Annotated in this window: 14 protein-coding genes, 1 pseudogene and 1 other annotated feature (1 of these 16 running past the window's edge); of the genes and pseudogenes, 12 read left to right on the forward strand and 3 right to left on the reverse strand. The window is 32.3% G+C overall.

Annotated features, from left to right (window positions below; translation table 11 throughout):
- Positions 1-235 (forward strand) — a binding site (T-box leader); it begins 39 nt to the left of the window's first position.
- A 53-nt stretch (positions 236-288) separates the two neighbouring features.
- The 5 genes from metG to MY490_RS04160 all read left to right on the forward strand — a co-directional run bounded on the left by metG (position 289) and on the right by MY490_RS04160 (position 6,665).
- Positions 289-1,926, forward strand: coding sequence for a methionine--tRNA ligase (gene metG / locus MY490_RS04140; protein ID WP_248268106.1), 1,638 nt, complete (start codon positions 289-291; stop codon positions 1,924-1,926).
- 641 nt (positions 1,927-2,567) lie between these two features.
- Complete coding sequence (locus tag MY490_RS04145; RefSeq protein WP_248268107.1) at positions 2,568-3,458, forward strand: PhzF family phenazine biosynthesis protein; 891 nt, start codon at positions 2,568-2,570, stop codon at positions 3,456-3,458.
- Between the two features lie 18 nt (positions 3,459-3,476).
- Positions 3,477-4,451, forward strand: a complete 975-nt coding sequence (locus MY490_RS04150) for an HD domain-containing protein (RefSeq protein WP_248268108.1) — start codon at positions 3,477-3,479, stop codon at positions 4,449-4,451.
- Between the two features lie 55 nt (positions 4,452-4,506).
- On the forward strand, positions 4,507-5,181 hold the full coding sequence (locus MY490_RS04155) for a GNAT family N-acetyltransferase (protein WP_248268109.1): 675 nt from the start codon (positions 4,507-4,509) through the stop codon (positions 5,179-5,181).
- Positions 5,182-5,336: 155 nt separating this feature from the next.
- Positions 5,337-6,665, forward strand: a complete 1,329-nt coding sequence (locus tag MY490_RS04160) for a Na+/H+ antiporter NhaC family protein (RefSeq protein ID WP_248268110.1) — start codon at positions 5,337-5,339, stop codon at positions 6,663-6,665.
- 62 nt (positions 6,666-6,727) lie between these two features.
- Here MY490_RS04160 and MY490_RS04165 read toward each other — a convergent pair whose 3' ends face one another.
- On the reverse strand, positions 6,728-7,015 hold the full coding sequence (locus MY490_RS04165) for a hypothetical protein (protein WP_248268111.1): 288 nt from the start codon (positions 7,013-7,015) through the stop codon (positions 6,728-6,730).
- Positions 7,016-7,328: 313 nt separating this feature from the next.
- On the opposite strand from MY490_RS04165, the gene MY490_RS04170 reads away from it, so the two are divergent.
- Together MY490_RS04170 and MY490_RS04175 are read left to right on the forward strand one after the other, a co-directional pair.
- On the forward strand, positions 7,329-7,589 hold the full coding sequence (locus tag MY490_RS04170; protein ID WP_248268112.1) for a DUF1292 domain-containing protein: 261 nt from the start codon (positions 7,329-7,331) through the stop codon (positions 7,587-7,589).
- 214 nt (positions 7,590-7,803) lie between these two features.
- Complete coding sequence (locus tag MY490_RS04175; RefSeq protein WP_248268113.1) at positions 7,804-9,012, forward strand: dicarboxylate/amino acid:cation symporter; 1,209 nt, start codon at positions 7,804-7,806, stop codon at positions 9,010-9,012.
- Positions 9,013-9,057: 45 nt separating this feature from the next.
- Here MY490_RS04175 and MY490_RS04180 read toward each other — a convergent pair.
- A pseudogene (locus MY490_RS04180) lies at positions 9,058-9,390 on the reverse strand (SDR family oxidoreductase); the annotation flags it as partial.
- 121 nt (positions 9,391-9,511) lie between these two features.
- Between MY490_RS04180 and MY490_RS04185 the strand changes: the two are divergent.
- Positions 9,512-10,860, forward strand: a protein-coding gene (locus MY490_RS04185) for an IS3 family transposase (protein ID WP_248268114.1) whose coding sequence is annotated in 2 segments (ribosomal slippage) — positions 9,512-9,956 and positions 9,956-10,860 — 1,350 coding nt in all. Because the reading frame shifts where the segments join, the coding sequence is not laid out codon by codon here.
- 59 nt (positions 10,861-10,919) lie between these two features.
- Here MY490_RS04185 and MY490_RS04190 read toward each other — a convergent pair.
- The gene (locus MY490_RS04190) at positions 10,920-12,035 is read right to left on the reverse strand and encodes an aminopeptidase (RefSeq protein WP_025671369.1); all 1,116 of its coding nucleotides are present in this window, start codon (positions 12,033-12,035) and stop codon (positions 10,920-10,922) included.
- A 198-nt stretch (positions 12,036-12,233) separates the two neighbouring features.
- On the opposite strand from MY490_RS04190, the gene MY490_RS04195 reads away from it, so the two are divergent.
- The 4 genes from MY490_RS04195 to MY490_RS04210 all read left to right on the forward strand — a co-directional run bounded on the left by MY490_RS04195 (position 12,234) and on the right by MY490_RS04210 (position 15,674).
- On the forward strand, positions 12,234-12,731 hold the full coding sequence (locus tag MY490_RS04195) for a DUF948 domain-containing protein (protein WP_025671368.1): 498 nt from the start codon (positions 12,234-12,236) through the stop codon (positions 12,729-12,731).
- Positions 12,697-13,026 (forward strand): bacillithiol system redox-active protein YtxJ, encoded by a 330-nt coding sequence (ytxJ, locus tag MY490_RS04200; protein ID WP_248268115.1) that lies wholly within the window; start codon positions 12,697-12,699, stop codon positions 13,024-13,026. The genes MY490_RS04195 and ytxJ overlap by 35 nt, the downstream gene beginning before the upstream one ends.
- 322 nt (positions 13,027-13,348) lie before the next feature.
- Positions 13,349-14,629 (forward strand): ABC transporter substrate-binding protein, encoded by a 1,281-nt coding sequence (locus MY490_RS04205; RefSeq protein WP_248268116.1) that lies wholly within the window; start codon positions 13,349-13,351, stop codon positions 14,627-14,629.
- A gap of 148 nt (positions 14,630-14,777) precedes the next feature.
- A complete protein-coding gene (locus tag MY490_RS04210; RefSeq protein WP_248268117.1) occupies positions 14,778-15,674 on the forward strand; it encodes a carbohydrate ABC transporter permease in 897 nt (298 codons plus the stop codon).
- Positions 15,675-15,690 lie beyond the last annotated feature (16 nt).

The following is a 15,690-nucleotide window of genomic DNA, read 5'->3' on the forward strand; positions in this document are numbered from 1 at the left end:
TTTACAGAGAGCTTCGGTAGCTGAAAAGAAGCAAGAATACTTATTTGAACAATGGCCTCGGAGCTTCGTACTGAACGTATACTTTCTATTAGTAGGCTACGACAAGAGTTGGCACTTGTTACCAAAGTCACAGTATATAAGCATTTTTATGCTTTTTGTACTTGCTAAGACAAATGTATGCAAATACTTTGTGAACTAAGGTGGTACCACGTGGATATTAAACCTCGTCCTTATCTTTTTATAGATAGGGGCGAGGTTTTTTGCATTTATAAATTAGGAGGAATTGGAATGGACATTTTTATTGGAGGAGCTTGGCCTTATGCAAATGGTTCATTACATTTGGGGCATATTGCAGCTTTACTGCCAGGTGATATTCTAGCTCGATATTTTCGTTTGAAAAAAGCGAATGTATTATACGTTTCAGGAAGTGACTGTAATGGTACACCTATTGCTATTAAAGCAAAACAAGAAAATGTAACTTATAAAGAAATTGCAGATCGTTACCACCTTGAATTCGAGGATAACTTTAAGAAATTAGGATTTACCTATGATTTTTATACAAGGACAGACGCAAAACATCATCATAATACTGTACAAGAAATTTTCTTAACTTTATTACAAAATGGGTTAATTTATAAAAAAGAAATTGAACAATGCTATTGTGAAGAATTTGAACAATTCTTACCAGATCGTTATGTAGAAGGAAATTGTCCAAATTGTGGTCAACATGCGCGTGGAGATCAGTGTGATTATTGCTCTGCTATTTTAGATCCTTTAGAATTATTAAATAAAACTTGTAAGCTATGTGGAAATCCTCCATCCGTAAAAAACACAGAGCACTTTTATTTTTCATTAAGTAAGTTACAAGATAAGCTTAATGAATATCTTGAATTTGCTAAAATGAGTGGATGCTGGCGTTCGAATGCTATCCAATTAACAGAACGATATTTAAATGAAGGGCTTCATGACCGAGCAGTATCAAGGGATTTGCCAAATGGAGTAAGCGTACCAGTAAAAGGGTATGAAAAGAAGAAAATTTATGTGTGGATCGAAGCAGTGTCTGGTTATTATTCGGCAAGTAAACAATGGGCACTTAGCACTAATCAAGATGACATTAGCTTTTGGAAAAAAGAAACAACATCATATTATATTCATGGTAAAGACAATATACCGTTCCATTCAATTATTTGGCCAGCTATTTTAATTGGTTTAAAAAAAGATGCTCTTCCAACTCATATTGTTTCAAATGAATATTTGACTCTTGAGAAGAAAAAACTGTCCACTAGTAAAAACTGGGCAGTATGGGTACCATATCTAATCGAAAAATATCATCCAGATTCAATCCGATATTTTTTAACAATAAATGCTCCAGAAAATAGAGACACTGATTTTTCTTGGAGGGAATTTATTTATAGTCATAATAGTGAACTATTAGGCGCATATGGGAACTTTGTAAACCGCACATTAAAGTTTCTTGAAAAGTACTATAATGGTGAAGTCCCAAATGGGGAAATAGAACAATCATTTAGATTCGAAATTAATGGGCTTTATAAGTCAGTTGGTTCACAGATTGAATCGGCTAATTTCAAAAAGGCCATAGAGGAAGTGTTTGAATTTATCCGAACTGCAAATAAATATTTTGATGAAGCTGCGCCTTGGAAACAAGTTAAGGAGAATTTTATCGGGTGCCATAACACGATGGTGAGTTGTATATATGCTATTGCCAATCTGGCGCAAATCTTACATCCAATCTTACCTTTTTCGAGTAATGAAATAAAAGAAATGCTAAATCTACCAAAATTTGAATGGAAGGAAATTTCTCCAGTTTTAGTAAAAATTAACGAGGTAAAGCCTCTTTTTGACAGAATTCATGTAGGTAGAATAGAGGAAGAATTAGAACAGTTAAATAACCAATCTAAAAAGTAAAAGATAAAAGATCCAAAAATAAGAGTTGCGCCTGTTGAAGTGAAATATTCATCAGGATCGATGATTACAGATGTTTTATGCCATCCATCAATATCAGGTGTTGCTTCACCAGTTGTACGAGGGGCAAATTTAATATAAAGCATGAGTAATAGAGCAAATAGACCAACAAATGGTGCAGTAGATGAAAATGGCATTTAAAATAAAGGGCAATTAAAAATGATATAAAATATAAAGCTATAATTGATATACTTAATTTTAAGAATTGTTTAAGCCAGTAATTGCGTCGATTGATTGGTTGGTCGCGTAATACTTCTTTCATTTTCTGTGCATCCTTGTATCGGAAATATAATCCGACTGGCCATGCGATTAAGAAGCAGATTAATGTAAAGGACAAGCATAGTATAAGTTTTCCTCCGAAAGCTGTTATAAATAATGACATATTTTCCTCCAAAATTTTAATGATAATTACTATTTTATCAAACTTTCAAATTAAAAATATTGGGAAAATATAAAATCATATAGAAAATGTAATCGTTTTATTTAACTTGTTTAATAATGTTTATTATAAAATGATTGAATATAAGCACTATTCTAGCAATCTCATAACATTATATGTACCTAAAAACTAAATGAGGTGAAAAATGAAAAAAATTACTGTATACCATTATGATGCTTTTAGTAAAGAGCCCAATAAAGGAAATCCAGCTGGAGTCGTTTTAGATTGCGATTCTTTGACTGATTATGAAATGCAGGATATTGCGAAACAAGTCGGATTTAATGAAACTTCATTTCTATTAAATTCGAAAGTTGCTGATCATAAAATTCGTTATTTTACACCAGGGCATGAAATGGATTTATGTGGTCACGGGACAATGGCAGTAATATATGCTTTGGTTACTAGAGGGATAATTAAGTTTAAAAGTGAGTTAACGATAGAAACAAAAGCTGGGATTTTGCCGATTAAGATTCATAATTCGAATAATGAAATCTACATAAAGATGAAACAAAAAACACCAGAGTTTGTAGAGTTTAAAGGATCGATTGATGAAGTAGCGTCTTCAATTGGTCTTAGTGTAGAAGAAATCGATAAAAGTCTACCAACTCTTTACGGAAGTACAGGTGCCTGGAATTTACTTTTACCGATAAAAAGTTTATCTTCATTTGAAAAGATGAAATCTAATAATCAACTTTTTCCAAGTATTTTGTCTGAAATTCCAAAAGCGTCCGTTCATCCATTTTGCTTAGAAACATACGATTCAAATGCAGATTTTCATGCTCGCCATTTTTCCTCTGCATTTTCGGGAACGATTGAAGATCCGGTTACAGGTACTGCCTCTGGGATTTTGGGAGCTTATTATGCTAAATATATTAGTAATGATGTTAATGATGCAATTGAATTAGTTGTTGAGCAAGGAACTGAAATTCAAAAAGACGGACGTGTAAAAGTAAATGTAAAAAGAGTTAATTCGACTTATGATATAGAAATTACTGGAAATGCTGTTTATGTTAAGGAAATGGAATTTCAAATATAAAATGAAATGGAGTACAGTATGATTTTGAACGATAGGCTATATGGACAATACAATATTGATCAAGTTCTTGTTGAATTAATCGAAACAAAACCAATTCAACGGTTAAAAAGAATTCATCAAGCTGGTGCTACTGTTTTAGTGGATCATCATTTTAATGGAACCCGATATGACCATTCTATTGGCGTTATGTTGTTAATAAAAAGGTTAGGGGGTTCTATCAAGGAACAAATAGCAGGTTTATTACATGATGTTTCTCACACAGCATTTTCTCATGTTATTGATTTTGTTTTTGATAATAGTGAAGAAAATTACCATGAAACAATCTTTGAAAAAGTAATTTTAGATTCGGAGATACCTTCTATACTTGAAAAATATCAAATCGATATTAAAGAAATTTTTGATATAGATAAATGGGAAATACTTGAAAAGGAGCTTCCGAAGTTATGTGCAGATCGAATAGATTATACATTAAGAGATATGCACACATATTTTGGAATACCTAAAAAAGAAATTGAATTATTTTTAAATTCATTAGTTATTGTAAATGGAGAAATCTGTGTAAACTCTATTGAAATGGCGGAGTGGTTTACAGTGATTTATTACAAACTTGCTATAGATTATTTTTTAGGACCGATTAGCATTTATTCATATGATTCACTTTCAAAGATTATTAAACTAGCATTACAAAAAGGAATTAGTAAGTTAGACGATTTATTATTGGACGATATGCAGTTAATGACATTAATTCAAGAAAGTAATGATAAAGAAATTCAAGAATTAATAAACAGTTTATATGCAAAAGTTGAGCTCGAAGAAAATGAACAGGATTATGATATTCATCGTAAAGGTAAAAGAAGGATTATCGATGTACCTGTATCATTAGACGGAAAAACTGTCCAACTGTCATCTCTTTTATCAGACAATATTGCTAAAATGAATAAGATCGCAATTGAAAAGTCTGAAAAAGGAACATTTGTAAAAATTAAAAGATAGAGTAAAAAAAATTTGAAGTTGTAAATTAAGTAGTTTGAAGCTAGGGGGAGTCCTTTTGAAATCAGAGCTAGAACTTATGGAGATGCATATTAACGTATTATTTAAACACAATGAAGTTGGAAAAATAACACAAATAAATGAACCACCATATACAGAAGCACCACGATTTTATATAGGAAGCACCAAAATGGGAAATGTGAAAAGGTTTTTAGATAGTCTTAAAAATGAGGAACTAATCGAAATAGAGAAAGCCTTAGACACGAACTCTAGTATACCTTTAATAAATATCATGCAGATTTTAAGTAAAACTCATCAGATAGACAGTTTATGGATGGGTCCAGCATATGTATTTCAAACAGTTGGCAAAGTATCATCGAAAGCAATAAAAATTACCCAGGCAAATAAACAATACTTATTACCAAACTTTCCTTATACATATGAGGAGCTAGAATTTAAAGAACCATGTTACGCAATTATTGAAAATGACATTGCTGTGTCGATTTGCTGTAGTGCCAGACAATCAGCCGAAGCTGCTGAAGCAAGCGTATATACACTCGAGGATTTTCGTGGAAAAGAGTATGGATTAATCGTTTCAAATGCATGGGCTGCGGATATCCAAGGCCAAGGACGAACTGCTTTGTATAGTACATCATGGGATAATTATGCATCTCAAGCAGTCGCACGAAAATTAAAATTAGTTCAATATGGAACGGATTTACATTTTAGTTAAAAGCAACTATATTTTTGTGCAAAAGCATTGCTTCTTATATTGAAGTAGTGCTTTTTAATTGAAATATATGTGTATTATTAATTGAAAGCTAATATAATTAATGATGATATTTAATCAATTTTATGTAATAAATCTGTTTGAAAGAAGGGGAAGTGTTGGAGAACCAATTTTCAGTTAAACAGGCAAGTTTCCTAATATTAGTAACTTTGGCTGGAATAATTAGTTCCGTCATATTACATATCTCTCTCGTATTTGGAATTTTACCAGGATTAATTTTTTTAGTCGTATTAAGTTTAAAAAGAGGATATGCAGTTAGAAATATTATGAAATTAAGCTATCAAGGAATGGGAAAAGTTAAAATTGTTCTGTTTATCTTATTTTTAATTAGCTTTTTACTTCCATCTTGGTATTTATCAGGAACGATCACATCGATGGTATCGATTACTTTACAGGCAATTAATCCACATCATTTTTTTGTGTTTTGTTTTTTAACGACGATGATTTTTTCAATGATTTTGGGTTCGTCGATTGGAACATTAAGTGCCTTAGGAGTTCCTCTTATTAGTAGTGCCATACTATTACATATACCTGTGGAAATATCGGCTGGAGCGGTTATTTCGGGTGCATTTGTTGGTGATCGAACGTCACCTTTTTCAAGCGCACATCAACTTTTAGCTAATATTCTTGAAACAACTGTCAAAAAACAAGGTAAAGCGATGCTTTTTACATCAATTACTGCTGTATTCGTAACAATCATATTTTTTAGTGTAATGGATTTACAGTTTGCGCAAGGAATTACCCAGACACATCATGAAATCGTGAGCAATAAGGGGATTTCATTCATTCAATTTATTCCACCGATTTTATTAGTTGTACTTGTTTTATTTCGAATTAACATTATTTACTCCTATGTCATTAGTATTTTATCTGGAAGTTTAATAGCTTTGTTTAATGGAATTTCTTTTAGTAAAATTGTGCATTCGTTTTGGCACGGAATCAATGGACTTGGTGGAGGGCTAAGTCATATGTATAGCTTGTTATTGTTTATTGCTATAGCAGGGATTTATAATGCATTGTTGGAGGAGCTTAATATCATTCAGCCTATGCTAGATAAATGGCTTCAAACTTCAACTTCAATGCTATCCGATTCTTTGAAAACAATTGGTGCAACAGTAGTTATTTGCGTAATAGCCGGTAACCAAACGATGCCTATTATTTTAACAGGGCGCTCTTTTTTATCGCATTGGTCAAATAAATATAACAAAGAAGAATTGGCGAGGTTAATGGCGGATACAACTTTATTATTTCCAGCGATGATTCCCTGGAATGTTCTTGCAATCATGAGTAGTACCGTCATTAATATGAAGTTACATGAGTATTTACCTTATGCAATATTCTTATGGATTCTCCCATGCCTAACGGTTTTCATTAATGTATTTAAAAAAGTTAAGACTTACGAAACGAAGTATGAGGTCAGTTCTTAACCAACAATGGTAAAAACATAGAAAAAGAGATAAATAGCTAATATGCTATTTATCTCTTTTTTTCATACAACACTAGCAGACTGTATTTCCTTTAATTGTCTAACAGTAATACTGTATTTTGTACGTATAGCTTCTAATTCCATAATAGCAACATCAATGTATTCGGGATCGGCATAAATAAAATTAATTTCTTTTAGTTCTAAAAGTTTTTGTAAGCTTCTTAACTCATTATGTAAAAGTTGTGATGGCGTTTCATCAATTAATTGGTTTTTAGTAAAACGTTGAAAGAATGATTTAAAATTGACAGTTTTTCTTTTAGTTTGTTCTTGGCCCGTTATTAATTTTGACATTCAGTAATCCTCCCTAAATATAGAAAATATCTACTATTTGAAGACAAAAGGCTTGTCCAACTTAATAAACTTGAAAGAAACTTAAGAATTGGTTGTTCTAAATCTTATTACAGGGTTCGTAAGAATATTCATGTAAATTTTTAAAATTTTTTTTTTTACTAAAATTGATTCTCACAAAAAAGATGGTTTAAAAGTTGAACGATTTAGAAAAGCTTTAATTGTATTTAACGTTTTGCATCATTCTGTTACACTTAAGGAACATAAAGGTTTATCTTTATGCAAAATGAATTTGAAATAAGTGAGGTCAAGATTTATGGAAAAGATTGAAGTAGACGAAATTCTTACACTTAGCTATGATGAAGGAGACGAGCAAGATTACGAAGTACTAGGCTCAATTACGATTGAAAGTCATGAATACATAGCAGTAGGTTTACTAGAAGAAGTAGAAAAAGAAAGTGAAGAGGATATTGACGTTTTCTTCTTAAGAGTTGAAGAAGATGGCGAGTTTTACGATATAGAAACAGAAGAAGAGTTTGAAAAAGTTTCAGCTGCTTTTGATGAAGTCTTAAAATAATAAGATTAAAAAAAGTAGGATTAAAGCATTGGAATACGGGTAAAAGCATAGGTAGTATCTCTTAATTACAATAAAGATAGAACACTTGTAGATAATACAAAGTGTTCTTTTTTGTATCTTTATGTAGAAATATGTAAGTTTTATTAAAAAATTGGAGTACAAACTATTAAATTTTCGGTATACTACAAATAGCAATTATATTAGGAGGAAGCTTATGCAATTATCATTTAGAAATTACGCTTTCCCTTTGATTTTACTTAGTTGTATCATCATTGGTTCAGTCATCGGTTTTACTCATGAAAGCGTAGGAGTTGCCCTTAAACCAATAGGGGATTTATTTTTAAATTTATTATTCGTAGTAGTTGTACCACTTGTGTTTTTCTCTGTAGCTTCAAGTTTTGCAAATGGCGGAGGAGAAAAATTCGGTAAGATTATGCGAAATATGTCAGGGGTATTTTTATTTACAGGTATTATCGCAGCGATCATAATGCTTGTTGTTATGAAAGTTTATCCACCTGCTCATGGAGTTCATATTCCAATTGTTAAACCAGATGCAACTGATAAAGTATCAGTAGCGGAGCAAATTGTAAATACATTTACGGTGAATGATTTCTCAGGGTTGTTTACTAGAAGCAATATGTTAGCAATTATCGTTTTTGCTGTATTAGTTGGTTTAGCAACGAATAAAGCTGGCGATAAAGCCGACATTGTTAAAAAATTATTAGCAAGTGGTAATGTAGTGATTATGAATATGGTTAACTATATTATGTATCTTGCACCGGTTGGACTTGGAGCTTATTTTGCTTATCTTGTTCCGACATATGGTAAAGAATTAATAGGTTCATATGAGCGAGTTTTTGTTTTATATTATGTAACTGCTATTCTATTTTATTTTATCGTTTATAGTATTATTGCTTATATGGCTGGTGGTAGTTATGGATTTAGAATTTATTGGAAAAATGTATTACCTTCAACGTTAACCTCTTTAGGAACTTGTAGTAGTGCAGCAACGATTCCAACAAATTTTGAATCAGCTGAAAAAATGGGCGTATCTAAAAAGATTAGAGAGACTGTTATTCCTTTAGCTAGTGCATTACACAAAGATGGCTCTGTTATGGGTGGAGTCGTAAAAATTGCTTTTGCATTTGGTGTATTTGGAATGAATTTCTCTGGTTTGAATATTTATCTTGTTACAATCGGTATTGCATTACTAGTTGGTATGGTAATGGGAGCGATTCCGAATGGTGGAATGATTGGGGAAATGTTAATTCTTTCTCTGTTTGGTTTACCGGTAGAATCTTTACCAATTCTTGCAGCAATTAGTACGTTAATTGATCCGCCTGCAACAATGTTAAATGCAACAGGTGATTTATCTGTGAGTATGTTAGTTGAGAGATTGACTAACGGGAAAAAGACTGCATAAAAACGAAGACTGGGAATCTCCCAGTCTTTTATTTTAGTAAGAGTTTCAAGTTTCAGTCATTATTCCACCATTTACATAAAGTACTTGGCCTGTTACAAAAGAGGAGTCATCAGAAGCAAGATATAGATAGGTTGGGACATGTTCGAATGGTTGACCTGCACGTTTCATAGTAGTATCTAAACCAAATGTTTTCACATACTCTGCTGAGTAGCTTGAGACGATTAGCGTAGTCCAAATTGGTCCAGGGGCAACTGCATTTACACGGATTCCTTTTTTAGCTAATTGATTGAACTACCTTCTTTTAAATATGGAAGCAGCTTTCGTTAAGTAAAACATAGGAAAAATATTCGTTTGATCAGTAAGTTCTATTTGTTCATTTAAATTTCGTTTTTCCTATTGACCATTTTATAATTTAACACTTAGGAAAAAGAACACATAGCTTAATTGAACTGCACCCCGATTGTTAGACACGGCTAACAATCGGAGGTGTAGTTTTTTTATGGCTAAATTTACATTAGATCAAAAGATAACTGTTGTTAACGAGTACTTAGAAGGTAAAGGATCACTAAGAAGTATTGGAAAAAAATATGGTATTTACCATAAGCATATTCATAAATGGGTAGCTCTCTTTAATACGCATGGATTGGAGGGATTAAATTCTAGATATACAAACTACTCTGGCGAGTTTAAAATGAACGTATTAACGTATATGAACGAAACAGGGTCGTCAGTCTTAGAAACAGCTGCTGCTTTTAATATCCCAGCACCATCAACCATCTTTAAATGGCAATCCATTTTAGAGGAGAAAGGTGTGGACGCCCTTTATTCAAAAAAACGGGGGCGTCCAATTATGAAAAGAGAAACTAAGAAAAAACAAGTTGTAGAAGGATCACAAGAGGCATTATTAGCTGAAATTGAACGATTGAAAATGGAAAATGCATATTTAAAAAAGTTGAATGCCTTAGTTCAAGAGGAGAGAAAATTACAGAACGACAAAAAGCGAAAGTAATCTATGAATTAAGGCACGAATACAAGGTAATTGATTTAGTAAAAATAGCTGAGATTCCACGTAGTACCTATTATTACTGGGTAAATAAAATTAAAACTCCTGATAAGTATGTTGAAGTAAAGGAATCTATCAAACAAATTTTCCATGAACATCTTGGGAGATATGGGTACCGTCGAATTACTTTAGAATTGCGTAATCAAGGTCTTTTAATTAACCATAAGACAGTTCGTCGATTAATGCTTGAATTAGGATTAAAGAGCCTTGTAAGAGTTAAAAAGTACCGTTCTTATCGTGGAAACGTTGGTAGAATAGCTCCAAATCTACTTAATCGTGAGTTTAACGCATCAAAGCCTAATGAAAAGTGGGCTACTGATGTAACGGAATTTCATTTATTTGGTGAGAAGATATACTTTTCGCCTATCCTCGACCTATATAACGGTGAGATCGTGGCTTATAATTTTGAAAAACGTCCTGTATTTCCATTAGTAACAAAAATGTTAGATAAAGCTTTTAAACGCCTTAATGATGGTGACTCCCCTATCCTACATTCAGATCAAGGATGGCATTACCAAATGAAAAAATATCAGCATCTACTCAAAGAAAACAAAATTATCCAAAGTATGTCCCGAAAAGGTAACTGTTTAGATAATGCAGTTATGGAAAACTTCTTTGGTTTATTAAAGTCTGAATTATTTTATCTTCAGGAATTTAAGAGTATCGAAGATTTCATTTTAGAATTAGAAAATTATATCCACTACTACAATCACAAACGAATTAAGACAAAATTAAAAGGATTGAGCCCTGTACAATACAGGGTCCAATCCTCACTAGTAGCATAATTAAAATATGTGTCTAACTTTTTGGGTCCAGTTCAAATATGTGTTCTTTTTTCTAAAGATTATTTTAAGTTTTCAGGGTTTAATCCTTTTAATTCTTCGATTACGAAAAGACCGTCTTTACGGATTAAAACGTCATCGAAATAGATTTCTCCTCCACCGTATTCAGGGCGTTGGATACAAACCATATCCCAGTGGATATTTGAGTTGTTACCGTTGTAAGCTTCATCATAAGCTTGACCTGGTGTAAAGTGGAAGCTTCCATCGATTTTTTCATCGAATAAAATGTCTCCCATCGGGTGTAAGATGTATGGATTTACACCAATCGCGAATTCACCGATAAAGCGTGCACCTTCATCTGTATCAAAGATTTTGTTGATACGCTCAGTGTCGTTAGCAGTTGCTTCTACAATTTTACCTTCTTTGAATTTAAGTTGAACATTTTCAAAAGTAAATCCATTGTTAGGAGATGGCGTGTTATAAGAAAGTGTACCATTTACTGAATTACGAACAGGTGCTGTAAATACTTCACCATCCGGAATATTCATTTCACCAGCACATTTAATAGCTGGGATATCTTTAATTGAGAATGTAAGATCAGTTCCAGGACCTTTAATTTGAACTTTATCCGTACGGTTCATTAATTCAACAAGAGCATCCATTGCTTTGTCCATTTTACCGTAATCTAAATTACATACATTAAAATAGAAATCTTCAAATGCTTCAGTGCTCATTTTTGCTGATTGAGCCATTGAATCAGTTGGGTAACGTAGTACAACCCATTTAGTTTTTGGAACACGAATTGCTCTATGTACTTTTTGACCTACAGTTTTACCATGGATCTTAGTTTTTTCGTCCGGTACATCAGAAAGTTCATTAATATTAACACCTGAACGTAAACCGATATAAGCATCCATATCTTTCATTACATTTGCTTCGTATTCAGCTACTTTATTAAAGTGTTCTTCTGTAGCACCCATTAATAATGCGCGATCTACTTTATGATCCTTGATTGATACGAAAGGAAAACCACCAGCAGCATATGCTTCTTTAACTAAAGCTGTAACTAATTCAGTTTCTAGCTTAAAGTTTTCAATTAAGATTTTTTCTCCTGGTTGTAATTTTACTGAGTAATTGATTAAGTTTTTAGCTAATTTTGAAATACGTGGATCTTTCATTGAAAATTCCCTCCAATAATTATAACTATATACCTATTGTAAACTATTTAGTCAGTTTTGTTTACTATAGTATTCTTTTTTTACTAAAGAATTTGAAAACTTGTTTTACGACTAGTTTAGTGTTTGGTAAAATTTGTAGTATAATACGAAATAAGTGATTAAATTTGTGGAAGGCTAGAAGGAAAGGGGTTTTTTCGAATGGATTTAATTTCTATTAGTGCATTAATCGCAGCAGTTGCATTTGTGATTTTAGTTGTATTTATTAGTCGTACTTTATTCAGACTAGAAAGGGTATTTAGAGGTGTAGAATCTACTATTGCTGAAACACAAAAAGATTTACATAATGTTTGTGTTGAAGCCGTCCAATTAGTACATACTTCGAATCATTTAGCAAATGAGGCTAAAATTTTTGTGAATAATTCGAATGAACTTACGAAAGATATGCGAGAACGAGCAAAATCCCTTGATGTATTAGCTAAATCAGTCGAAGAAGTCGGAGTAACAATCTCAGAAATGAATGAAAAAGTACGAGATACTGCTAATAATGTCTCGAATACTGTAAAAGTTAGTACTGAAAAAATGTCCCAATTGGTAAATTGGGGAAATACAGCAATGGATTTATGGGAAAAGTACAAAACGAAGCGTGAGGGAAAAAAGAGAAATGGTAAATCGAATATCAACGATTCAACAGTTTGATGAACTAATTAACAACGATGAGAAATTTGTGTTTTTAAAGCATAGTACAACATGCCCAATTAGTCATGCAGCTTATACTGAATTTTTAGCTTTTGCATCTGCATATGAGAATGTCCCTTTGTATTTTTTACAAGTTCAAGATGACAGAGAATTGTCTAACTATATTGCTGAGAAAACAGCAATTAAACATGAATCTCCACAATTATTTATTTTTGAAAATGGAGAAGCAGTATATAATACTTCTCATTTTTCAATTAAGAAAGATGAAATTGAAAAAGCATTTTCAAAAAAATAAATCCTATTCATTTTATTATAAAAAGAACTCCAATTTGTACATTGGGGTTCTTTTTGTTTGGCTCTTTTTAATGATTAGTAAGATGAAGTAGATTCTATGTTAAATAAAAACGACTACAAATTTAATATTTTGACAATGATTTCAGAAGTAATGAAGGTGAGTAAAGAAAATAAATAAAAAGACTGTTAAATCATTTACTAAAAGTGAGTTAATATTTTTAGTTAAAATTTTAGTAAAATATATTGACTGTAAATTAAGAATATACTATCCTTACCTTGAAGGCGCTTTCAGAATTGTGCTAATAAAAGGAAGGAGAAACAAAATGAAAATCTCAAAGATATTTGCTTTAGTGGTTTCAGTATTTTTAGTACTTGCTGGTTGCTCTGGTGGTAAATCTACAAATTCAGATGCAAACACAAATGGTGATGGTAAAGTTAAGATTTCCTTTATTAATGGATTTACTGGTGGAGATGGTGTTTATATGAAAAAAATTACTGACGCCTTCAACGCCTCTCAAGATAAGTACGTTGTTACAGAGTTACAAGAAAAAGATCATTATACTAAATTTAAATCAGGTGATTATGACCTTGTTGTAATCCACGGCAATAACCTTAAAACATATAAACAAGATGGACTAATACAAGATATTAAGCCAGTTCTTGATAAAGCTGGAATAAAAGAAACTGACTTCCATAAAGCGGGAATGGATATTGTAAAAATAGATGGTGAAATTACCGCTGTACCGCTGGATATTCATCCGTTAACAATGTTCTACAATAAAGAGTTGGTAAAAGAAGCTCCAAAAACATATGAAGATTTACTAAAAATAAATAAAACACTTCAAGCAGAGAATAAAGACCTTTATGCTCTTGGAGTTCCTGCAAGTGGATTAGTTGAATTCTACATGCATATGATTGCTGTTCAAAATGGCATTGAATTAAAAGATGGGAATCACTTAAATTTTGCTCAGTCTAAGTATGCAGATGCACTAATGAAGTTTCATGATATGGTTTGGCAGGATAAAGTTTCTCCACCTGGGTTAGGATTAGACGGTGAATTCCAAACTTTCATGAAGGAAGCGAAGGGTGGAAAAGCTTATCAAACTGCTGTAGCACTCACTGGCCCTTGGTTCTATGGTGCAGCTAAAGAAAAGTATGGAGAAAATTTAGGGGTGGCTCCAATTCCTCAAATTGGGACTAAACTAGCTGCTTATGGAAATGCACATACAATTGCTTTATCTTCAAAAGTAAAAGACAAAAAGGTTTTAAATGGTATCTCCGAATACTTAAAATTTATGTTTACACCTGAAAACTTAATTCATTGGGCTGAAGGTGGCCAAGCTCCAGTGCATCTTGCTACGCTAGAAAAAATTAAGGCTGAGCCAGATAAGTACCAAATCGCTTATCAAAACTCTCAACAATTTGATCACTATGTGAGTCCACCAGCTGTTTATCAATTTGGTGAACAAATGAGATATATGAATGAAACTGTATTTAGTAAACTAGTAAAAACTAAAGATTTTACAAACGAAGATTTAATGAAAGAATTAAAAAAGGCAACAAAAATGGCTAAACAAATCGCAGATACAGCACCACAAAAGTAAAAATGTGCGAAGAATGACTCTGGTATTAAAACGGGGTCATTCTTTCTAATAACCTATTAAAATTAACTTAAGATTGGTTTTTGCAATGAAAAAGACTAAATAATTAAAGAATTAGTGAATATTTAGGGTTCACATTGGAGGTCAAAATATGTATAAAGGAGCATCCTATAAAATTTGGTCATTACTAATGGTATCCCCTTTTGTAATTTTATTTTTACTTTTTTGGGCGATTCCGTTAGTTTTAGGAGTCTGGATAAGCTTCCACAATTGGAATATATCCTCAGGGAACTTGGGGTTTATTGGCCTAGAAAACTATAAAACTATTCTTACACCGGATACAATTTATAATGAATTATTTATAAAAGGTTTAAAAAACACTCTTTATTTTGTAGTACTTAGTGTTCCGCCACTAGTAATTATTAGTTTAGGACTTGCGCTTATTATTGATAAACTCCCAAAAAAGTTTAAAGCGATTTACCGAACAATCTTTTTTATTTCATACTCTGTTTCAGTTACAGCAGTATCGTCAATATTTCTTTGGTTACTAAATAGTAACGGAGGCTATGTAAACAATGTACTTCTGTCTATTGGGGTCATAAGGGAGCCAATCAATTGGTTAGGTGCTCAGCCATTTGCGTGGATTGGAGTATTAATCGCTACCATTTGGTGGACAATTGGATTTAATATGATGCTATTTATTAATGCATTAGACGAAGTTGATTATTCATTATATGAGGCTGCAGATTTAGATGGTGCGGGTAATTGGGCGAAATTCCTCTATATTACTTTACCACAAATAAAAAATGTTGCTTTCTTTATACTAATCATGACTGTGATTGCTTCCTTTAACCTTTATGGACAAACAAAGTTAATTACTGCCGGAGGTCCTGAACAATCAACAAATACACTTATCATGAATATTCAAACATCAGTATTCGGTATGAACCAGCTTGGAATTGGTTCATCAATGGCAATTCTCATGGGACTAATTATGATGTTGATTACTGGGATCCAATATTGGGTTTCCTATCGAAAGAAAGATTGAAAAGGAAGTGATAAAA

This window comes from Gottfriedia acidiceleris, from assembly GCF_023115465.1.
Classification (GTDB): domain Bacteria; phylum Bacillota; class Bacilli; order Bacillales; family Bacillaceae_G; genus Gottfriedia; species Gottfriedia acidiceleris_B.